21 protein-coding genes are annotated in these 19,946 nt (G+C 73.9%); 9 read left to right on the top strand and 12 right to left on the bottom strand.

Annotated elements, in window-relative coordinates; all coding sequences use genetic code 11:
* Positions 1-93: 93 nt before the first annotated feature.
* The gene (locus BFV98_RS28195; RefSeq protein ID WP_013287558.1) at positions 94-483 is read right to left on the bottom strand and encodes a MerR family transcriptional regulator; all 390 of its coding nucleotides are present in this window, start codon (positions 481-483) and stop codon (positions 94-96) included.
* A gap of 110 nt (positions 484-593) precedes the next feature.
* Here BFV98_RS28195 and BFV98_RS28190 point away from each other — a divergent pair, with 110 nt between their 5' ends.
* From BFV98_RS28190 to BFV98_RS28180, 3 genes are read left to right on the top strand one after another with little or no spacing between them, the layout of a single operon-like run.
* Complete coding sequence (locus BFV98_RS28190) at positions 594-1,316, top strand: ABC transporter ATP-binding protein (protein WP_013287559.1); 723 nt, start codon at positions 594-596, stop codon at positions 1,314-1,316.
* Positions 1,313-2,068, top strand: a complete 756-nt coding sequence (locus tag BFV98_RS28185; RefSeq protein WP_013287560.1) for an ABC transporter permease — start codon at positions 1,313-1,315, stop codon at positions 2,066-2,068. Before BFV98_RS28190 ends, BFV98_RS28185 begins: the two co-directional genes overlap by 4 nt.
* Complete coding sequence (locus BFV98_RS28180; protein WP_013475814.1) at positions 2,065-2,661, top strand: TetR family transcriptional regulator; 597 nt, start codon at positions 2,065-2,067, stop codon at positions 2,659-2,661. Before BFV98_RS28185 ends, BFV98_RS28180 begins: the two co-directional genes overlap by 4 nt.
* A 64-nt stretch (positions 2,662-2,725) precedes the next feature.
* Here the strand turns inward: BFV98_RS28180 and BFV98_RS28175 are convergent, their stop codons facing one another.
* A complete protein-coding gene (locus tag BFV98_RS28175) occupies positions 2,726-3,457 on the bottom strand; it encodes a DUF2470 domain-containing protein (protein WP_030271961.1) in 732 nt (243 codons plus the stop codon).
* A gap of 67 nt (positions 3,458-3,524) precedes the next feature.
* On the opposite strand from BFV98_RS28175, the gene rpsD reads away from it, so the two are divergent.
* Positions 3,525-4,133, top strand: a complete 609-nt coding sequence (rpsD, locus tag BFV98_RS28170) for a 30S ribosomal protein S4 (RefSeq protein ID WP_030271960.1) — start codon at positions 3,525-3,527, stop codon at positions 4,131-4,133.
* Positions 4,134-4,161: 28 nt separating this feature from the next.
* On the opposite strand, the gene BFV98_RS28165 is transcribed toward rpsD, so the two are convergent.
* Both BFV98_RS28165 and BFV98_RS28160 read right to left on the bottom strand, forming a co-directional pair.
* Positions 4,162-5,952, bottom strand: a complete 1,791-nt coding sequence (locus BFV98_RS28165) for an ABC transporter ATP-binding protein (protein ID WP_013475811.1) — start codon at positions 5,950-5,952, stop codon at positions 4,162-4,164.
* Between the two features lie 55 nt (positions 5,953-6,007).
* On the bottom strand, positions 6,008-7,873 hold the full coding sequence (locus BFV98_RS28160; RefSeq protein WP_176921733.1) for an ABC transporter ATP-binding protein: 1,866 nt from the start codon (positions 7,871-7,873) through the stop codon (positions 6,008-6,010).
* Positions 7,874-8,066: 193 nt separating this feature from the next.
* Between BFV98_RS28160 and BFV98_RS28155 the strand changes: the two genes are divergently transcribed.
* The 3 genes from BFV98_RS28155 to BFV98_RS28145 all read left to right on the top strand — a co-directional run bounded on the left by BFV98_RS28155 (position 8,067) and on the right by BFV98_RS28145 (position 11,743).
* The gene (locus BFV98_RS28155) at positions 8,067-8,696 is read left to right on the top strand and encodes a TIGR03085 family metal-binding protein (RefSeq protein WP_071098337.1); all 630 of its coding nucleotides are present in this window, start codon (positions 8,067-8,069) and stop codon (positions 8,694-8,696) included.
* 131 nt (positions 8,697-8,827) lie between these two features.
* Positions 8,828-9,778: a terpene synthase gene (locus BFV98_RS28150; protein ID WP_071098335.1), complete on the top strand. Its 951-nt coding sequence runs from the start codon at positions 8,828-8,830 to the stop codon at positions 9,776-9,778.
* 138 nt (positions 9,779-9,916) lie between these two features.
* Positions 9,917-11,743: a long-chain fatty acid--CoA ligase gene (locus BFV98_RS28145; RefSeq protein WP_013475807.1), complete on the top strand. Its 1,827-nt coding sequence runs from the start codon at positions 9,917-9,919 to the stop codon at positions 11,741-11,743.
* 63 nt (positions 11,744-11,806) lie between these two features.
* On the opposite strand, the gene BFV98_RS28140 is transcribed toward BFV98_RS28145, so the two are convergent.
* Positions 11,807-13,078, bottom strand: a complete 1,272-nt coding sequence (locus tag BFV98_RS28140) for a low temperature requirement protein A (RefSeq protein WP_071098327.1) — start codon at positions 13,076-13,078, stop codon at positions 11,807-11,809.
* 111 nt (positions 13,079-13,189) lie between these two features.
* Entirely contained in the window at positions 13,190-14,641 is a 1,452-nt protein-coding gene (locus BFV98_RS28135) for a PLP-dependent aminotransferase family protein (RefSeq protein WP_030271948.1), read from the bottom strand.
* Between the two features lie 59 nt (positions 14,642-14,700).
* Here BFV98_RS28135 and BFV98_RS28130 point away from each other — a divergent pair, with 59 nt between their 5' ends.
* Both BFV98_RS28130 and BFV98_RS28125 read left to right on the top strand, forming a co-directional pair.
* The gene (locus BFV98_RS28130; protein ID WP_013287571.1) at positions 14,701-15,336 is read left to right on the top strand and encodes a YitT family protein; all 636 of its coding nucleotides are present in this window, start codon (positions 14,701-14,703) and stop codon (positions 15,334-15,336) included.
* A gap of 116 nt (positions 15,337-15,452) precedes the next feature.
* Positions 15,453-15,914, top strand: coding sequence for a hypothetical protein (locus tag BFV98_RS28125; protein ID WP_013287572.1), 462 nt, complete (start codon positions 15,453-15,455; stop codon positions 15,912-15,914).
* Positions 15,915-15,922: 8 nt separating this feature from the next.
* On the opposite strand, the gene hisF is transcribed toward BFV98_RS28125, so the two are convergent.
* From hisF to priA, 6 genes are all read right to left on the bottom strand, one after another.
* Complete coding sequence (gene hisF / locus BFV98_RS28120) at positions 15,923-16,690, bottom strand: imidazole glycerol phosphate synthase subunit HisF (protein WP_013287573.1); 768 nt, start codon at positions 16,688-16,690, stop codon at positions 15,923-15,925.
* 86 nt (positions 16,691-16,776) lie between these two features.
* A complete protein-coding gene (locus tag BFV98_RS28115; protein ID WP_013475802.1) occupies positions 16,777-17,784 on the bottom strand; it encodes an NADP-dependent oxidoreductase in 1,008 nt (335 codons plus the stop codon).
* 52 nt (positions 17,785-17,836) lie between these two features.
* Positions 17,837-18,262 carry an organic hydroperoxide resistance protein gene (locus BFV98_RS28110; RefSeq protein WP_013287575.1) on the bottom strand — a complete coding sequence of 142 codons (426 nt, stop codon included), beginning with the start codon at positions 18,260-18,262 and terminating at the stop codon, positions 17,837-17,839.
* Between the two features lies 1 nt (position 18,263).
* Complete coding sequence (locus BFV98_RS28105) at positions 18,264-18,710, bottom strand: MarR family winged helix-turn-helix transcriptional regulator (RefSeq protein ID WP_013287576.1); 447 nt, start codon at positions 18,708-18,710, stop codon at positions 18,264-18,266.
* An 81-nt stretch (positions 18,711-18,791) separates the two neighbouring features.
* Positions 18,792-19,217: a Rid family hydrolase gene (locus tag BFV98_RS28100; RefSeq protein WP_030271943.1), complete on the bottom strand. Its 426-nt coding sequence runs from the start codon at positions 19,215-19,217 to the stop codon at positions 18,792-18,794.
* Positions 19,214-19,942: a bifunctional 1-(5-phosphoribosyl)-5-((5-phosphoribosylamino)methylideneamino)imidazole-4-carboxamide isomerase/phosphoribosylanthranilate isomerase PriA gene (gene priA, locus BFV98_RS28095; protein WP_018785235.1), complete on the bottom strand. Its 729-nt coding sequence runs from the start codon at positions 19,940-19,942 to the stop codon at positions 19,214-19,216. Before priA ends, BFV98_RS28100 begins: the two co-directional genes overlap by 4 nt.
* Positions 19,943-19,946 lie beyond the last annotated feature (4 nt).

The raw sequence follows: 19,946 nt of genomic DNA, 5'->3' as shown, positions 1-19,946 counted from the left end.
GGGCAACTGCGCTGGACCCACGGCGCCATGGTGCCGAAATCCGATCTTCACCGCAATGACCGTTGCCGGACCCACTGTCCGCCACTGGGGCGTTCAGCCTGATTCCTCCTCGGCCCGGCGGTACGCGTCGATCTTGTGTTCGAGGACCTTCAGGTCCTCCTCCAGCTCGGCCATCCGGGCCAGCACGCGGGCCCGGTGCGCCTCGAACAGCGCCCGCCGCGCGCCGAGCGTGCTGTCCCCGTGCCGGGCCAGTTCGGCGTAGCGGCGCATGTCGCGAACCGGCATCCCGGTGCGCCGCAGCCGGGTGAGCAGGAACAGCCAGTTGACGTCGGACTCGGTGTAGCGCCGGCGGCCCGACGAGTCCCGCCCGACGCGGCCCACCAGGCCCTCCTGCTCGTACCAGCGCAGCGTGTAGGTGGTCAGGCCGACCCGTTCCGCCGCCTCACCCACGGTGAGGCTCATCTCCCGCGTGCTGATGTCCACGCCCTCCAGGCTTCCAGTTCGAGCGCACTCGAAGTCAAGTCCCTCATTGCCAGGCGCACGCAATTCACCTACCGTTGAGTTCAACGGGTGATGAATTGATGGAGGCGAGCATGGACGACGCGGTGTCGGTCCGCGAGCTGGTGGTCGACCGGGGCGGGCGGCGGGTGCTGCACGGCATCAGCTGCGAGGTGCCCCGGGGCACGGTGACCGGGCTGCTCGGGCCCAGCGGCAGCGGCAAGACCACGCTGATGCGCGCGGTGGTCGGCGTGCAGACGGTCGGCTCCGGCACCGTCGACGTGCTCGGCCGCCCGGCCGGCTCGGCCGACCTGCGCCGCCGGGTGGGCTACCTGACCCAGGCCCCGAGCGTCTACGCCGACCTGACGGTGCGGGAGAACGCCCGCTACTTCGCGGTGCTCCAGGGCCGGGGCCGCGCCGAGGCCGACCGCGCGGTGGCCGACGTAGGCCTCGCCGAGGCGGCCGACCAGCTCGTCGGCACGCTCTCCGGCGGCCAGCGCAGCCGCGCCTCGCTCGCCTGCGCGCTCGTCGGCGAACCCGAGCTGGTGATCCTCGACGAACCGACAGTCGGCCAGGACCCGGTGCTGCGGGCCGACCTGTGGGCCCGGTTCCACGCCATGGCCGCGAACGGCACCACGCTGCTGGTCTCCAGCCACGTGATGGACGAGGCCGCCCGCTGCGACCGGCTGTTGCTGATCCGCGAGGGACGGCTGGTCGCCGACGACACCCCGGCCGCGGTCCGCGCCGCCACCGGGACCGACGACCTGGAGGAGGCGTTCCTGCGCCTGATCCGCGACGCCGAGGGAGAGGCGCGATGAACGGACGGATCCTGGCCGCCACCACCGGGCGCATCCTGCGCCAGCTCCGGCACGACCGGCGGACCGTGGCGCTGCTCGTGGTGGTGCCGTCGGTGCTGCTCACGCTCGTCTACTTCATGTACGTCGACCAGCCCGCCCCGCCCGGCGGGCCCAGTACGTTCGACCGGGTGGCCCTGATCATGCTGGGCTTCTTCCCGTTCATCATCATGTTCCTGGTGACCAGCATCGCCATGCTCCGCGAGCGCACCACGGGCACGCTGGAGCGTCTGCTCACCACGCCGCTGGGCAAGCTCGACCTGCTGTTCGGCTACGGCATCGCGTTCGGCCTGGCCGGGGTGCTCCAGTCCACAGTCGCCTCGGTCGTCGCGTACCGGGTGTTCGGGCTGGAGACCGCGGGCAGCGCATGGCTGGTCGTGCTGATCGCCGGGGTGAACGCGGTGCTCGCGGTGGCGCTCGGGCTGTTCTGCTCGGCGTTCGCCCGCACCGAGTTCCAGGCGGTCCAGTTCATGCCGGTGGTGGTGGCGCCGCAACTGCTGCTGTGCGGCCTGTTCGTGCCGCGCGGCGAGATGGCCGGCTGGCTCCAGGCGGTCAGCGACGTGCTGCCGCTGTCGTACGCGGTCGAGGCGTTGCAGGAGGTCGGCGCGCACGCCGAACCGACCGGGACGATGTGGCGGGACCTGGCGATCGTGGCCGGGGCGGCGGTGGCGGCGCTGGTGCTGGCCGCCGCGACGCTGCGCCGGCGCAGCGGGTGAACGCGCGGCGCACCGGGCGGCGGCCCGGCACTCCGGACACCCGCGAGGCCATCCTCGCCGCGGCGCGGGAGGCGTTCGCCGAACGCGGCTTCGACGCCGCGTCGATCCGGGCCATCGCCGCCGCGGCCGGCGTGGACCCGGCGCTCGTGCACCACTACTTCGGCGGCAAGGAGGAGCTGTTCCGGGCCGCGACGGCGTTCCCGGCCGACCCGGGACGGCTGCTGCCGGCGGTGCTCGCCGGCGGCCCGGACGCGCTCGGCGAGCGGATGGTCCGGGTGTTCCTGGAGGTCTGGGACTCCCCCACCGGCACGGCGGCGGTGGCGCTGCTGCGGTCGGCGGTGAGCAACGACTGGACCGCGCGCCTGCTGCGCGAGTTCCTGGTCACGCAGGTGCTGCGCCGGGTGCTCGACCAGCTCGACGTCGACCCGGCGCAGCGCGCGCTGCGCGGCGGGCTGGTCGCCACGCAGCTCGCCGGGCTGGCCATGATGCGGTACGTGCTCCGCCTCGACGCGGTCGCCACGGCCGAGCCGGCGACGCTGGTGGCAGCCATCGGCCCGACGGTCCAGCGGTACCTCACCGGCGACATCACCTGAGCCGGCCCGGCCGACGGCTCCGACGGCCGGGACCGCGCTGCTCGGGCAGCCGGGCCGGCTGTGCTCAGGCGGCGGCCCGGGGGCAGAGCATCGGGTGCAGCAGGCGGGACAGCTCCGCCACGTCGGCGACGGGCCGGGGGAAGGCCAGCCGGGCCCGCCGGGTCGCGCCGGGCCGCCCGTGCGCGACCAGCAGCCCGTACCTGTCGATCCGGACCACCTGCGGCGTCTGGTCGCCGGGCAGGTCCAGCCGCCGCCGCAGGTAGTCGCCGACCTGCTCGGCGTGGTGGTCGGCCAGGTCGGCGAGGAGGTCGGCCTCGACCGGGTGCAGCGGGTCCGGCTCGGCCTCCGCGTACGCCTCCGGGTCGACCCGGCGCACGCGCCCGGCGCGTTCCCAGCGGGCCTCGGCCACCTCGAAGCGGTGCAGGTGGAAGCGGCTGCCCACGTCGAGCAGGTCGCCGACAGGGTCGGTGGCGGCGAAGTCGACTGCCGCGTCGCGCGCCTCGTCCCCGTCCAGCCGCTCGGCCCAGCCGGACACCCAGGCCCGGCCGAGCGAGGGCGCCCCGGCCGCCGGCGGCAGGTCGAGCACGTCGAGCACGGTGGCCACGTCGGTGTCGCCCGCCGGCGGCACGAGCGCCGCGGCGAGGTCACTGACCACGGGTACGAGCAGCAGCACCCGCCCGTCGGGGTCGACGGCGTGCCGGACCTGGTGCGGGCCGGGGTGCCGGGCCAGGTGGACGAGGGCGGGCAACCGGCCCGCGACAAGGGTTCGCACGATCTCCGCCGGGCTGGGCCGCATGATCCCGACCTCCTCAACATAGGTTAGGCTTACCTAAGAAGCAGGCTAGACGATCGGAGACGTCGACGTGAACCACCCCCGGCCCAAGGCCCGGCTCTCCCGCGCCCTCGGTATCCCGCTGACCCGCAAGTGCGTGCGGTACTTCGAGCGGCGCCCCTATCCCCCGGGTGTGCACGGCCGGTCCCGCCGCACCACCTCCGACTACCAGGTGCGGCTGCTGGAGAAGCAGCGGCTGCGCCACCAGTACAACGTCAGCGAGGCCCAGCTCCGCCGCCTGTTCGACGAGGCCGCCCGGGGCGCCGGCAAGACCGGCGAGACGCTCGTCGCGCTGCTGGAGCGACGCCTCGACGCGGTGGTGCTGCGGGCCGGGCTGGCGCGCAGCATCTACCAGGCCCGCCAGCTCGTCGCGCACGGCCACATCACCGTCGACGGGCGCAAGGTCGACCGGCCGTCGTACCGGCTGCGGCCCGGCCAGGTGGTCGGCGTACGCGAGCGCAGCCGCGCGCTGCCGCCGTTCCAGCTCGCCGCCACCGGCGCGCACGCCGACGCGCAGCCCCGGCCGTACCTGTCGGCGCAGCCGGCCGAACTGCGCGCCACGCTGGTGCGCGAACCCGCCCGGCACGAGGTGCCGGTGGTGTGCGACGAGCAGCTGGTGGTGGAGTTCTACTCCCGCTGACCGCCGCTCCCGAGCAGACCCGCCAAGGTCAGCGGGTCTGCTCCAGCCAGGACGCGTACAGCAGGGCGTACACCGAGTCGGCGTCGCGGACCAGTTCCTCGTGCGGGCCACGCTGCACGATCCGGCCCCGGTCCACCACGATCACCTCGTCCGCCGCCTGCGCGGTGGACAGCCGGTGCGCGATGGCGAGCGTGGTCCGGCCCCGGGTCACCGCGTCGAGCGTCCGTTGCAGGCGGACCTCGGTGGCCGGGTCGACAGCGCTCGTCGCCTCGTCCAGCACCAGCAGGTCCGGGTCCGCGACGTACGCCCGGGCCAGCGCCACGAGCTGCCGCTCGCCGACGCTCAGCGCCTCCCCGCGCTCACCGACCGGTGTGTCCAGCCCGGACGGCAGGCCGTCCAGCCAGTCCGAGAGGCCCAGCTCGGCGAAGGCGGCGGTGAGTCGCTCGTCGGTCAGGTCGGGGCGGGCGAAGCGGACGTTCTCCCCGACCGTGGCGTCGAACAGGAAGCCGTCCTGCGGCACCATCACCACCCGGGAGCGCAGCGAGTCGAAGCGCACCTGCCGCAGGTCGACCCCGGAGAGCAGGACCTGCCCCTCGGTGGGGTCCATCAGCCGGGTGAGCAGCTTGGCGAAGGTGGTCTTGCCGCTTCCGGTCTCGCCCACCACCGCCACCCGGCTCTTGGCCGGGATGTCCAGCGTCACGTCGTGCAGCACCGGGGGCCCGCCCGGATAGGCGAACGTGACACCGGCGAAGCGGGCGTCCAGCGGCCCGGGTGGCAGCTCCCGCCCCTGCTCGCCCGGGTCGGCGACGTCCGGGGAGACGTCCAGCACGTCCAGCACCCGGCGCCAGCCGGCGATCGCGTTCTGCGCCTCGTTGAGCACCTCGGTGGCGATCTGCACCGGCTGGATGAACAGCGTGACCAGGAACAGGAACGCGGTGAGCTGGCCGACCGTCAGCGTGCCGTCGACGCCCAGGCTGACCCCGACCACCACCACGCCCGCCAGCGCCAGGCCGGCGGCCAGCTCCCCCACCGAGCTGCCCATGATGCTGATCCGGATCGCCCGCTGCTGGGCCACCCGCTGCCCGTCGATGGCCGTGTCCAGCCGCCGCGCGGTGCGCCCGGCGATGCCGTACGCCCGGATCACCGGCGCGCCCACCACGCTCTCGCCGATCGCGCCGAGCAGCGTGCCGGTGCGCTGCCGCACCAGCCCGTACGCACCGGCGAGGCGGCGCTGCAACTGCCGGATCACCAGCACCGCGGGCGCGAACGCGACGAGCACCACGAGCGTCAGCTGCCAGGAGTACGCGAGCATCACGGCGGTGGTCACCAGCAACTGGCCCAGGTTGACGATGAGGATCACGCCGCCCCACTGGAGGAACTGGGTGATCTGGTCGACGTCGCTGGTGACCCGGGAGACGAGCGACCCGCGCCGCTCGGACTGCTGGTGCAGCATGGACAGGTCGTGCACGTGCCGGAACGCCCGGGTGCGCACACCGGCCAGCGCGGTCTCGCTCACCGTGAACAACCGGCGCATCATCAGGTACCCGCAGGCGGTGGTGACCACCAGCACGCCGGCGGTGATGGCCACGGTCAGCGAGATGACGTTCAGGTCGAGGCCGCCGACGATGCCGTGGTCGATGCCGCGCTGCACCGCCACCGGCACGGCCACCCGGCCGACCATGTAGACCAGCGCCAGCGCCAGCGTGCCGGCGAGGCCGGTGCGCAGCTCCGGGGAGAGCGCCAGCCCGCGCCGCAGCGTCCGCCAGGTCGACTCGGTGGCCTCGGTGGTCTCGGTGGTCTCGGCCGTGGTCGTACTCACCGGGCCCGCCGTTCGTTCGCGACTGCGGGGCTCCGCTCCGCTGCACTCCTCGCGCTCACCGGTCCACCTCCAGGCCCGAGGTCAACGGCGTGACCTCGTCGTACGTCCGATTCTGCTCGCGTTCCTGCTCGGCCTGCTCGTACGCGGTGACGAGGTCGGCGTAGCCGGGCACGGTGGACAGCAGCTCGGTGTGGGTGCCGCGGGCGACCACCCGGCCCTGCTCCACGTAGATCACCTCGTCGGCGAGCGCGATGGTGGCCCGGCGGTACGCCACCACCAGGATCGACGCCGGGGCGCCGTCGGCGGGCGCGCGCAGCCCGGCCAGGATGGCCGCCTCGACCCGCGGGTCGACAGCGCTCGTGGCGTCGTCGAGCACCAGCAGCCGGGGTCGCCCGGCGAGCGCCCGGGCCAGCGTCAGCCGCTGGCGCTGGCCGCCGGACAGCGACGTGCCCCGCTCGCCGACCATGGTGTCCAGCCCGTCCGGCAGCGCGGCCACGAAGCCGTCCGCCTCGGCCAGCCGCAGCGCCGCCCAGACCTCGTCGTCGCCGATGCCGGCCCGGTCGAGAGCGATGTTGGCCCGGACCGTGTCGTCGAAGACGAACGGCACCTGCGCCACGAGCCCCGCCGTGGCCGCCAGCGAGGCGGCGGTCAGCTCCCGCACGTCCACGCCGTCCAGCGTGACCCGGCCGGCGCCCGGGTCCACCAGGCGCACGGCGAGCGACGCGATCGTCGACTTGCCCGCGCCGGTGGGGCCGACCAGGGCGACCGTCTTCCCGGCCGGGACTGTGAACGTCACCTCGCCGAGCACCTTCGCGCCGGGCAGGTGCGCCTCGGCCGGCTCGTACGCGAAGTGCACGTCGTCGAAGGCGAGCGTGGCCGGCTCGCGGGTGGCCGGGTCGAGCGTCGTCGTGCCGTACGGCATCTCGCCGGTCGCGTCGAGCACCCGGCGGACCCGGTCCCACCCGGCGACGCTGCGCGGCAGCTCGGCCAGCACCCAGCCGATGGCGCGTACCGGGAAGGCCAGCACGGTGAACAGGAACGCGACGCTGACCAGCTCGGTCACGGTGATCGCGCCCTCCCGCAGCCGCAGCGCGCCGACCACCAGCACGGCGAGCGTGCCGAGGCTGGGCAGCGTCTCCAGCATCGGGTCGAACACGCCACGCAGCCGGCCGACCGAGATCAGCGCGTCGCGCAGCTCACCGGCGCGGGAGGCGAAGCGGGCCGTCTCCTGGGCCTCGCGGCCCATTGTCTTGACCACGAGCGCGCCGTCGAAGCTCTCGTGCGCGATGCCGCTGACCTCGGCCCGCAGCCGCTGCGCCCGGGCCTGCCGGGGCGCCATCCGGCGGGAGTAGACCACGTTGAGCGCGAACAGCGCCGGGAACACGGCGAGGCCGACCAGGGCCAGCGCCCAGTCGGTGAAGAACAGTGAGGCCACCGCGCCGACGAGCATCACCAGCGTGCCGACCGCGAACGGCAGCGGCGCGATCGGGTACCAGGCCGCCTCCACGTCGGAGTTGGCGTTCGACAGCAGCGTGCCGGTGGAGTTGCGGTGGTGCCAGGCCAGCGGCAGTTCCAGGTAGCGGCGGGTGACCCGGCGGCGGTAGGCGGCCTGGAGCCGGTACTGCATGTAACCGGCGCCGAGCCGGCGGCCGAAGATGCCGACGACACGCAGCACGCTGATGCCGAACAGCGCCGTCGCGGCGAGCGCCAGCGCCCCGCGGGCCACCTCGCCGCGCTCCACGGCCGGTACGACGACGTCGCCGACCACCCCGCCGACCACGTACGCGCTGGCGATCACCAGGAGGCCGAACAGCACGCTGCCGCTGACCGCGACCGCGAAGATCCGTGGCTGTTCCCGGATGGCCCGGCCGAGCACCCGTAGCCCTCTGCCGAGCACGTCCCGACTTGTCCCGCTCGCCACGCTCTCCCCCGCCGTAAGCCGCAGTTTTCTCCCCCATCCTTACCGCTCGCCGCCCGTCCCGCCGACCCGGCCGGGATATGTCCGCCGTCACGTTCCCGCCGGAGCTGGGCCGACGGCGACCGGAGGCGGTCCGGCGGCGTGGTCGCGCCGGGCGTGGCGCGCCGATCGGCCGGGACCGGCCTACGATCGGCCCATGCCGCGGTACGCCCGAGCGGAGCGCGAGGCGCTCGCCGACCTGATGCTGGAAGTGGGACCGGACGCACCGACTGTGAACGAGGGGTGGACCACTCGTGACCTGGCGGCGCACCTGCTGGTGCGGGAGCGCCGGCCGGACGCGGCGGGCGGGATCCTGCTGCCGCCGCTGCGCGGCTACGGCGAGTCGGTCCGTCGGCGGATCGCCGCCGGGCCGTACGCCGACCTGATCGCCCGGGTACGCCGTCCGCCGGTGTGGAGCCCGGTGAGCAACCCGCTCACCGACGAGCTGGCGAACGGGATGGAGTTCTTCATCCACCACGAGGACGTGCGGCGCGCCCGTCCGGGCTGGCATCCGCGCGACCTGCCGGCCGGGCAGCAGGCGGTGCTGTGGAAGCGGGTCGCGCTGCTGGCCCGGATGGCGCTGCGGCGGTTCCCGGCCGAGGTGCTGGTGCAGGCGCCGGGCTACGGCGAGCTGCGGGCCGGCGGCGGCGGCGAACGGCTGCGGCTGGTCGGTGCGCCGGGCGAGCTCGTCCTGTTCCTCACCGGACGGCAGCGGGTGGCCCGGGTCCAGGTGGACGGTCCGGCCGACCGCGCCGAGCGCCTGCGCACCGCCGAGCTGGGACTCTGACCGAGGGTGTGTAGCCGATCGCTCGCTGACTGTGGAAAGTGGACGGACCGGCTTCGATAACGGTTACGTCCTCCCGTACGCTCCTGCGCACCGGCCCGACCCCGCGGGGCGGCGGACAGGGGACGACGACGATGCGCGACTTCGCCCTCTCGGCACTGCACGAGCCACCCTTTCCCTCCCGGCGCCACCCCGCCGTCGACCAGGCGGCCGCGGAGAGCGCGGCCTGGGTACGCGACTTCGGCCTGGTGGAGGACCAGGCCGGGCGCCGGCGGCTGGCCGGGGCGCACGCCGCGGAGCTGGCCGCTCGCGCCTGCCCCGAGGCGTCGCCGTCCGGATTGCGCCTGCTCACCGACCTGATCAACTGGCTGTTCGTGGTGGACGACGCCTGCGACGACGACGGGCTCGGTGCGACGCCCACGCTGCTGGCGCCCACGCTGGCCGCGCTGCTGGCGGTGCTCGACCGGCACGGCGACCCGGAGGCGCCCGCACCGGCCGACGGCGGGCCGATCGCCCTGGCGCTGCACGACCTGTGCCGGCGGGCCCGCGACCGGGGCCGGCCGGCCCACCTGCTGCGCCTGGTCAGCCAGTTGCGGGAGTACCTGCTGGCGCTGCTCTGGGAGGCCGCCAACCGGGAACGCCGGCGGGTGCCGGGGGTGGCCGAGTACACGCAGATGCGCCGCCACACCGGCGGGGTGCGCCCCAGTTTCACTGTGACCGACCTGGCCCGCCCGTCCGCGCCCCGCGCCGACCAGCGGGTCGCGCCGGCGCTCACCGTGCTGGACGCCCTCGCCACCGACCTGATCTGCTGGTGCAACGACCTGTTCTCCTACGGCAAGGAGCGGGGCGCCAGCCCGGAGGCGCACAACCTGGTCACCACGATCGCGGGCGAGACCGGGCAGGACGAGTCGGCGGCGCTGTACGCGGCGGCGGACCGGTTCAACAAGACCCTCGCCACGTACGCGGAGCGGGACGCGGCGCTGAGCGCCGTGGCCGATAAGGGGATGCGGGCGTTCCTGGACACCCGCCGGGACTGGATCCGGGCCACCTACGACTGGTCCCGCGCGGCCAGCCGGTACGCCTGACCGGTTCCAGCAGGCGGGACCGCTGACGACTCGGCCGATCGGGGCTAGCCGCTGGCCGGGTGCACGCAATACCCTTCGGTAACCGCAGACCGGCGTGACCCCCGTCACGTCCCTCCACCCCTGAAGGCGGCTACAGCGATGGCTCTCGATGTACCGTACCGTTCCGTACCGGACATGTTCCTCAAGCGTGTGGCGGACTCCCCCGACCGGCACGCCTTCGCCCACCCCGCCCCCGACGACTCGGGCCCGGTCTGGCTGACGTGGGAGCAGGTCGGGCAGCGCGCCAAGGCGATCGCCGCCGGGTTGCACGGGCTCGGTGTCGGCCTGGAGAACCCGGTCGCGATCCTGGCCAACACGCGCCTGGACTGGGTGCTCGCCGACTTCGGCATCATGTGCGCCGGTGGTGCCACCACCACCGTCTACCCCACCACCGAGCCCGAGGACGCGGTCTACATCATCGCCGACTCCGGCTCGAAGGTGCTGTTCGCGGAGAACCAGGCCCAGGCGGCGAAGATCGCCGGGGCGGACCTGCCCGCGCTGACCCACGTGGTGCTCTTCGACGGCACGCCCGACCCGGCGGCGGCCGTCCCGCAGCTCACCCTGGCCGAGCTGGAGGAGCGGGGCGCCGCCGCGCTGAGCGCGGAGCCGGACCTGATCGACATGCTCGTCGCCGGCATCGGCCCGGACCACCTGGCAACGCTGATCTACACCTCGGGCACCACCGGCCGCCCGAAGGGCGTGGAGCTGCTGCACGGCGGCTGGTGCTGGGAGGGCGTGGCGCAGGCCGAGCTGGGCCTGCTGCGCGTCGACGACCTGCAATACCTGTGGCTGCCGCTGTCGCACTCGTTCGGCAAGACTCTGCTCTGCGGCGCCACCCACGTCGGCCTGCCCACGTACGTCGACGGCCGGGTGGACAAGCTCGTCGAACTGCTCGGCGTGGTGCAGCCGACGCTCATGTGCGGCGCGCCCCGGGTCTTCGAGAAGGTCTACAACAAGGCTGTCACCACCGCTCAGGGCGCCGGCGGCGCCAAGGCCAAGATCTTCGCCTGGGGCGTCGGGGTCGGCAAGGAGAAGGTCGCGCTGGAGCAGGCCGGCAAGCCGGTCCCGGCCGGGCTGCGGATGAAGTACGCGCTGGCCGAGAAGCTCGTGTTCAGCAAGCTCCAGGCCCGGCTCGGCGGCCGGATGCGGGTGCTGGTCTCCGGCGCGGCGCCGCTGAGCAAGGAGATCGCCACCTTCTTCGCCGCCGCCAACCTGCCCATCTCCGAGGGCTACGGCCTGACCGAGACCAGCGCGGGCGCGTTCGTGAACCCGCCCGACGGGCTGAAGATCGGCAGCGTGGGCCGGGCCATGGGCGACCTGGAGTGCCGGATCGACACCGACGGCGAGGTCCTGTTGCGCGGCAAGCCGGTCATGCGCGGCTACCACAACCTGCCCGAGGAGACCGCCGCCGCGTTCACCGAGGACGGCTTCTTCCGGACCGGTGACATCGGCACGCTCGACGCCGACGGCTACCTGCGCATCACCGACCGGAAGAAGGACCTGGTCAAGACGTCCGGCGGCAAGTACGTCGCGCCGTCGCACATCGAGGGCATGTTCAAGGCGGTGTGCCCGTACACCTCACAGGCCGTGGTGATCGGGCAGGCGCGCAACTACTGCACCATGCTCGTCACGCTGGACCCGGACGCGATCAAGGGCTGGGCCGCCGGCACCCCGCTGGAGGGCAGCGACTACACCACGATCGTCACCTCGCCGCAGGCGCGGGAGATGGTCGAGGGGTACGTGGCCGAGCTGAACGCCAAGCTCAACCGCTGGGAGACGATCAAGAAGGTGACGATCCTTCCCCGCGACCTGACCATCGAGGACGGCGAGGTCACGCCGTCGCTGAAGATCAAGCGCCGCAGCGTGGAGACGAACTTCGCCTCCGAGATCGACAAGATGTACGAGGGCACGCTCGCCGAGCTGTAGCCCGTACCGCCACACGGTCGCGCCGGCCGTGCCCCACCGTCCCGGGGCACGGCCGCACGCCGTTCACAGGTGCCCCCGCCGCCACCGGCTCTGTTCGGCCTCGGCGGCGATCTGCTCCTCCAGCGCGAGCCGGCGTACCCGGCGCCGGAGGCCGTCCTCGCGGCGCGTCTCCCAGGTGACACCGACGCCGGTGATCACCGCGAGCACACCGAGCGCGATCAGCTCCGGGATACGGAAGACGAACGGGCCGACCACAACCAGCGCCACCACCGTGAGCAGCAGCGGCCGGTGCACCTCGCGTAGCGCGAGCCACCAGCACCCGGCGAGGCTGAGCAGGTGCAACGCCACCCCGCCGAACAGGATCGCGCCCCAGAAGTCGCCCAGCGGCAGCCCCCAGGTGGGCGTGGCCGGGTCGGCGGCCTCGGCCAGCAGATCCTTGAGGCCGAGCGCGTAGAGGATGATCCCGGCGACCATCGGCAGGTGCATGAACGTGTAGACGTCCCTGGCCAACCGGAGCCGGGTGGCCTCGTCCCGGGCGTGGTGCAGCGCCTGTTCCATCGCGAAGGCGAGCGTGTCGAAGTACGCCCACCACAGCGCCGCGACGACCACGATGCCGAGCAGCGCCGACACCGCCACCGGCCCGGTCAGCGGCAGCCCGTGCTTCGGGCCGAAGCCGAGGGCGATGATCGACTCACCGAGCGCGACCAGCACGATCAGCGCGTGCCGTTCGGCCCAGTGCCCGGCCGAGACCACCACCCACCACTGACGGGCGAGCGTCACCCCGCCGACGTACTCGACGAGCAGCGCCAGCGTCCAGAGCGCCAGTTGCAGCGGGATCGCGAACCGCTCCTGCGGCAGCCGCGTCGGCACGGTTCCGGCGATGACCAGCAGCACCGTGGCGGCGGCCGGGAACGCGGCGCGCAGCAGAAGCCGGCGGCGCCGGACCGGGTCGGCGCGGTCCACCCAGCCGAAGACGGTGAGCTGGGCCATCCGGATCACGAAGTAGCAGCCGGCGAAGACCAGCGGGCCGGGCAGCCCGCCGGGGAGGTCCTCGAACGCGCTGGGCTCGCTGAGCACCAGCATGAACGTCGCCGCCACTGTGACGAAGCCGACCAGCGGCAGCACGCCCTGGTCGGCGCGGAAGAAGTTGCCCATCCGGGCGAAGCCGGTCCACGACCACCAGAGCAGCGCCAGCACCAGCAGGAAGCGGTAGAGGTTGGCCGGCGTGAGTTCCGAGGCGGTGAGCGTGGTGACGTTCAGGAACGCGAAGACGAAGACCAGGTCGTAGAAGAGTTCCAGCCGGGTGGTGCGGGAACCCGGGGCGGCGGACCGCACGGTCCACGACCGCCGGACTCCACTCCCGTTCCCCACCCGGGCAGTGTGCGGGCACCGTCCGTCCCGCAGCCGTCGTTCGGCGCATTCACCACCGGAACGGGCACCGCGCGCTCAGGCGATGACGCTCGGCTCCCGCCACTGCGGGCGGCTGGTGCGGTCCAGGTCGTAGCGGACCGCCGCGAGGCGCCCGACCGCCTCCACCAGCTCGTCGGCGGGCAGCGTGAAGGGCAGCCGCAGGAAGCGCTCCAGCGTCCCGTCCAGGCCGAACCGGGGTCCGGGCGCCAGCCGTACGCCGACCTCCTCGGCCGCGCGGGCCAGCGCGCTGGAGATCGGGCCGTCCAGCTCGGCCCAGAGCGTGACACCGCCGCTCGGCACGCGTACGCGCCAGTCGGGCAGCCGGTCGGCGAGCGCGGCGACCAGGGCGTCCCGCTGGGCGACGAGCTGGGCCCGGCGGGCCGCCACGATGGCCGGCGCCTCGGTGAGCAGGTGCACGGCGACGAGCTGGTCGAGCACCGGGCTGGCCATGTCCACCCCGACCCGGGCCGCGGCCAGCCGCTGCACCTGGGGCGCGGAGGCGCGGACCCAGCCGATCCGCAGCCCGCCCCAGTAGGGCTTGCTCATGCCGCCGATGCTGATCACCCGGGAGTGCCTGTCGAAGACGGCCACCGGCGGCGGCAGCGTGGTGTCGTCCAGCGGCAGGTCGACGAAGGACTCGTCGACCACCAGGTCGGTGCCGGCCGCGTGGGCCGTGCCGACCAGCCGCTCGCGCAGGTCGGCGGCCATGAGGTGGCCGGTCGGGTTCTGGAACTCGGGGATCACGTACGCGAGCTTCGGCCGGGTCTGCCGGAGGCTGCCGAGCAGAAGTTCGGCGTCCCAGCCCTCGTCGGACAGGCCGTGCGTGGCGATCCGGGCCCGCCGGGCGGACAGCGCGGCCAGCGCGTTGGGGTAGGTGGGCGACTCGACGAGCACGGCGCCGCCGGGCGACAGGGCCAGCCGCAGCACCAGGTCCAGCGCGTGCTGGGTGCCGCTGGTGACCATGATCTGCTCCGGGCTGGTGGGCAGACCGCGTTCGGTGTAGGCGCGGGCCACCGCCTCGCGCAGCTCGATGATGCCGGTCGGGTGGTAGCCGGCGCCGCCGAGGTAGCGGGGCAGGTCCTCGGCCGCGGCCCGGGCGGCGGGGACGAGCTGCGGGGGCGCGGACAGCGCGGCCACGCCGAGGTCGATCATGTCGCGGTCGTCGAGCGGCGTCCACAGGCCGGTGCTGGCCACCCGGTGCCCGCCGGGCAGCATGGTCCAGCTCCCCGCGCCCCGGCGGCTGGCCAGGTGGCCGCTCTCCCGCAGTTCCCGGTACGCGGCGGTGACAGTGGTCCGGCTGATCCGCAGCGCCTCGGCCAGCTCCCGCTCGGCCGGCAGGCGTACCCCGAGAGGCAGCCGCCCGTCGGCGAGCAAGCCGCGGACGGCGCCGGCGAGCGCGGCGTAGTCGGGGCTGCGCCGACGGCCCGGCAGGGCATGCCACTGGCCGAGGAGTCGCGCCAATTGGACGCCGCGCACCTGGCTGGTCATGGCCACACCTCCGAAATTGGCACCCTTGATAGCCGCGATTGGCCCCTAGGGTGGCATGCATGGCACAGCTTGGCAATCTCCGGCACCGACCGGTGCGGCGGCTCACCCAGCTCTACGCCGGGCTGGTCCTCTACGGCGTGAGCATGGCGCTGATGATCCGGTCGGAGCTGGGGCTGGACCCGTGGGACGTGTTCCACCAGGGGCTCGCCCGGCAGACCGGCCTGTCCTTCGGCACCGTCACCATCGCCGTCGGCGCCCTCGTGCTGCTGCTCTGGATCCCGCTGCGGCAGCGGCCCGGCCTCGGCACGGTCAGCAACGTCGTGGTGATCGGACTGGTCGTCGACGCCACCCTGACCGTGCTGCCGCCCGGAGAGGGCATGCCGGCACGCGTCGCGCTGCTCGTCGCCGGGATCGTCGCCAACGGCGCCGCCACCGGCCTCTACATCGGCGCCGGGCTCGGCCCCGGCCCGCGCGACGGGCTGATGACCGGCTTCGTCGCCCGCCACCCCCGCTTCTCGGTCCGGCTGGTCCGCACCGTCATCGAGATCACCGTGCTGGCGCTCGGCTGGCTGCTCGGCGGCACCGTCGGCCTCGGCACGGTGGCGTACGCGCTCACCATCGGCCCGCTGGCCCAGTTCTTCATCCCGGTCTTCGCGCTGCCCGCACGGCCGGCGGCGGGTGCGTACGCTACGTGACCGCAGCCGGGCCGACCGCCACGGCCCGGTACCGACCGCAACGCGCTGAGCTGCGACGACGCACAACCGGGAAACCAGGTGTTTCCTCCGCCGTCGCGGCCGGGCATCATTCCTGCATGGGGGAGAACGGATGGCGTTGGAGCGACGCCTGGATCTTCGTCGCGCTTGTCATCGCCAGTGGCGCCGGCCGGCACCGGCGGGCCGCCGCGACACGCCGCCCCGAAGGCGTACGGCTGGCCGACGTCCTCTCCACAGCCGACCACCTCAACCAGGCCATCCCGGAGCGGCACGAGGTGGAGGGCGCAGTCCGGCGGCTCGTCGGCGCGGGCCTGGTCAGCGTGGCCGACGGCTGGTTCCGGGTCACCCCGGACGGTGAGCGGCTCTGGCGCACCCGGCCCAGCGCCGGTCTCGGCACCACAGTGGACACCGTGCAGGGCGTGCTGACCCGGCGGCACCCGCCCGCCGAGTCCGAGTGGCACCTCGACGAGGACGACCACGCCGCCGCCGTGCAGGAGTACGTGGTCCGGTCGATCCCGATGCCGCGCCGCTCCCCCGAGGGGCACTCCGGCCGGCAGTGACCGCCGCCTCAGCGCACCGGGTGGCCCGCGCCGCGCAGCGCGTCCTTGACCTCGCCGACTGTGAGTTCGCCGAAGTGGAAGACGCTCGCCGCGAGCACCGCGTCCGCCCCGGCGCCGACGGCCGGCGGGAAGTGGGCCACCTCGCCCGCGCCGCCGCTGGCGATCACCGGCACGTCGACCACCTCGCGGACCGCCTGGATCAGCGGCAGGTCGAATCCGGCCTTGGTGCCGTCGGCGTCCATCGAGTTGAGCAGGATCTCGCCCGCGCCCAGCTCGGCGCCGCGCGCCGCCCACTCGACCGCGTCCAGCCCGGTGCCCCGCCGGCCGCCGTGCGTGGTCACCTCGAAACCGCTCGGCGTCGTGCCGTCCGGTGCGCGGCGCACGTCCAGCGAGAGCACCAGGACCTGCCGGCCGAACCGGTCGGCGATCTCGGCGATCAGCTCCGGCCGGGCGATGGCCGCGGTGTTCACGCCGACCTTGTCCGCACCGGCGCGCAGCAGCGTGTCGACGTCGGCGACCCGGCGGACACCGCCGCCCACTGTCAGCGGGATGAAGACCGACTCGGCGGTGCGCCGCACCACGTCGAGCATGGTGCCCCGGTCGCTGGACGAGGCGGTGACGTCGAGGAAGGTCAGCTCGTCCGCGCCGGCCCGGTCGTACGCCGCCGCCAGCTCCACCGGGTCGCCGGCGTCACGCAGGTCGAGGAAGTTGACCCCCTTGACCACGCGCCCGGCGTCCACGTCCAGACACGGGATGACCCGTACCGCCACCGTCATGCCCCGAGCCTAACGAACGCGCGGGCGGTGGTGACCCGCCGGTGAGGCCGGTCACCGCCGCCCGCGGTGGAGTGCGTTCGCACCGGTCAGAGACGGACCAGCATCTTGCCGAGGTTCTCGCCGCGCAGCAGGCCGAGGAACGCCTCGGGGGCCTGCTCGATGCCGTCGACGATCGTCTCGTCGTACGACAGCCGGCCCTCCCGCAGCCAGCCCGCCACCTCCTGCACGAACTGCTCCCGCAGGTGACCGTGGTCACCGACGAGAAAGCCACGCAGCGTCAGCCGCTTGCCGATCACCAGCGCCAGGTTGCGCGGCGCGGCGGGCGGCTCGGTGGCGTTGTACTGCGCGATCATGCCGCAGATGGCGGCCCGGCCGTGCAGGTTCATCGCCCCGATCGCGGCCTCCAGGTGATCGCCGCCGACGTTGTCGAAGTACACGTCGACGCCGTCCGGGGCGGCCGCTTTGAGCTGCTTGTACACCGGGCCGTCGTGGTAGTCGAAGGCGGCGTCGAAGCCGAGCGCGGTGAGTCGTTCCACCTTCGCCGCGGAACCGGCGCTGCCGATCACCCGGCCGGCGCCGCGCAGCTTCGCGATCTGGCCCACCATGCTGCCCACCGCGCCGGCCGCGCCGGAGACGAACACGGTCTCCCCCGGCTTCATCGCCGCCACGTCGAGCAGCCCGGCGTACGCGGTCAGCCCGGTCATGCCGAGCACGCCCAGGTACGCGGTGACCGGCGCCAGGCCGGGGTCGACCTTGCGCACGCCCTTGGCGTCCACCAGCGCGTACTCGCGCCAGCCGAGCCCGTGCAGCACCGTGTCGCCGGGCTTGACGCCACCGGCCTCGCCGGCCACCACCTCACCGATGGCGCCGCCGTCCAGCGGGGCGTCGAGCGCGAACGGCGGCACGTACGACTTGACGTCGTTCATCCGCCCGCGCATGTACGGGTCGACGGACATGAACCGGTTTCGGACCACTACCTGTCCCGGGCCCGGCGTCGGCACCTCGGTGGTGACCAGCCGGAAGTTCTCCGGCGTCGGCCAGCCGTCCGGCCGGGACGCCAGATGGATCTCCCGGTTGACGCGCGCCTCACTCATCGGGCCTCCTCGGTTCGCACTGCGGGGCTCCGCTGCGCTGCACTCCTCGTGCTCACAGGGCCTCGCGGACCGTGCGGGTCACCTCGACGTTCCCACGGGTCGCGTTGGAGTAGGGGCAGACCTGGTGGGCCGCGTCGACGAGCTGCTCGGCAGCCGCGCGCTCGACAGCGGGCAGGTCCACCACGAGCGTCACGGCCAGGCCGTAACCGCCGCTGCCGTTCGGGCCGATGCCCACCTCGGCCTCGACGACGGAGCCGGAGACGTCCGCCTTGGCCTGGCGGGCCACCACGCGCAGCGCGGAGTGGAAGCAGGCCGCGTAGCCGGCCGCGAAGAGCTGCTCCGGGTTGGCCGCGCCGCCGGCGCCCCCCATCTCCTTCGGTACGGCGAGGTCCAGCTCGACCGTGCCGTCGGAGGTCCGGACGTGACCGTCGCGGCCGTCGCCGGTGGCGCGGGCGGAGGCGGTGTAGAGCACCTGCATGTCACTGCTCCTTCTGTCGGTGGATCGTCTCGGTGACCCGGGTGAGGATGCCGTGGAGGAAGACCAGCTCGGCCTCGGTGAGCCCGGTGGCGGATGCCACCTGCCGCGGCACGTCACCCATCCGCTCCCGCAGCGCCCGGCCCCGGTCGGTGAGGCCCACCTCGACCCGGCGCTCATCCGCCGCCGAGCGGGTACGCACCACCAGACCGGCCGCCTCCAGCCGCTTGAGCAGCGGGGAGAGCGTGCCGGAGTCGAGCCGGAGCGCAGCGCCGAGCTCGGAGACCGTGGGGGCGTCGTCGTCGTGCTCCCAGAGCACCAGCAGCACCAGGTACTGCGGGTAGGTCAGCCCGTGCTCGTCGAGGATGGGCCGGTAGACGTCGGTCAGGGCGCGCGACGCCGCGTAGAGCGCGAAGCACACCTGCCGGCGCAGTACCAGATCATCGGTCACGCCCTGAACCGTAGCGCGCAATCAAGTTGTGCACAACTTATCGGGGCGTGGAGCGGTGCGGCGCCGGTCACCCGGCACCGCTCAGCGGTCCGGCAGGTACGCCTCCAGCTCGACCTCGACCAGGAGATCCGGGTCGATCAGCCCGGCCACCACCACCATCGTGGCGACCGGGCGCACCGGGCCGAACACCGCGTTGTGCGCCCGGCCCACCTCGTCGGCGTAGATCCGGTCCGTCACGTACATCCGGGTCCGCACCACGTCCCCCGGCCCGGCGCCGACCTCGGCCAGCGCGTCCAGGCCGATCCGGATCGCCTGCGCGGTCTGCGCCGCCGCGTCGCCGGCGTGCGCGACCCGGCCGTCCACCGTGGACGTGCAGCCGGCCGTGATCGCCAGTGCGCCGGCCCGGACCACCCGCGAGTAGCCGTAGAGCGCCTCCCACGGGCCGCCCGAGCCGAGCCGGGTCACCACCCCGGCGTCCACCGGCCTCTCGGCCGGCTCGGCCGTCACGCGCCGGCCCGCAGCGTCGCCAGCGCCTCGGCGACGGTGAACGCGCCCGCGTAGAGCGCCTTGCCGGCGATCACGCCCTCCACCCCCACCGGCTCCAACGTGGCCAGCGCCCGCAGGTCGTCCAGCGTGGACACACCACCGGAGGCGATCACCGGGGCGTCGGTGCGGGCGCACACCTCGCGCAGCAGGTCCAGGTTCGGCCCGCGCATGGTGCCGTCCTTGGTGATGTCGGTGACCACGTACCGCGCCGCGCCCGCGGCGTCCAGCCGGGCCAGCACCTCGTAGAGGTCACCGCCGTCGCGGGTCCAGCCGCGCGCCGACAGGGTACGGCCGCGCACGTCCAGCCCGATCGCCACCCGGTCGCCGTACTCGCCGCAGATCCGGTCGCACCACTGCGGATCCTCCAGCGCGGCGGTGCCGATGTTGACCCGGGCCGCCCCGGTGCCGAGCGCCGCCCGCAGCGACTCGTCGTCACGGATGCCGCCGGACAGCTCCACCTTCACGTCCAGCTTGCCGACCACCTCGGCGAGCAGCGCGGCGTTGGAGCCCCGCCCGAACGCCGCGTCCAGGTCGACCAGGTGGATCCACTCCGCGCCGTCGGACTGCCAGGCCAGCGCCGCGTCCAGCGGGTCGCCGTACGCGGTCTCGCTACCGGCGGCGCCCTGCACGAGCCGGACGGCCTGGCCGTCGGCGACGTCCACGGCGGGCAACAGGGTGAGGCTCAACGCT

Source organism: Micromonospora sp. WMMB235, from assembly GCF_001855515.1.
GTDB lineage: Bacteria > Actinomycetota > Actinomycetes > Mycobacteriales > Micromonosporaceae > Micromonospora > Micromonospora aurantiaca.
This window is presented reverse-complemented; position numbering and strand designations above follow the sequence as displayed.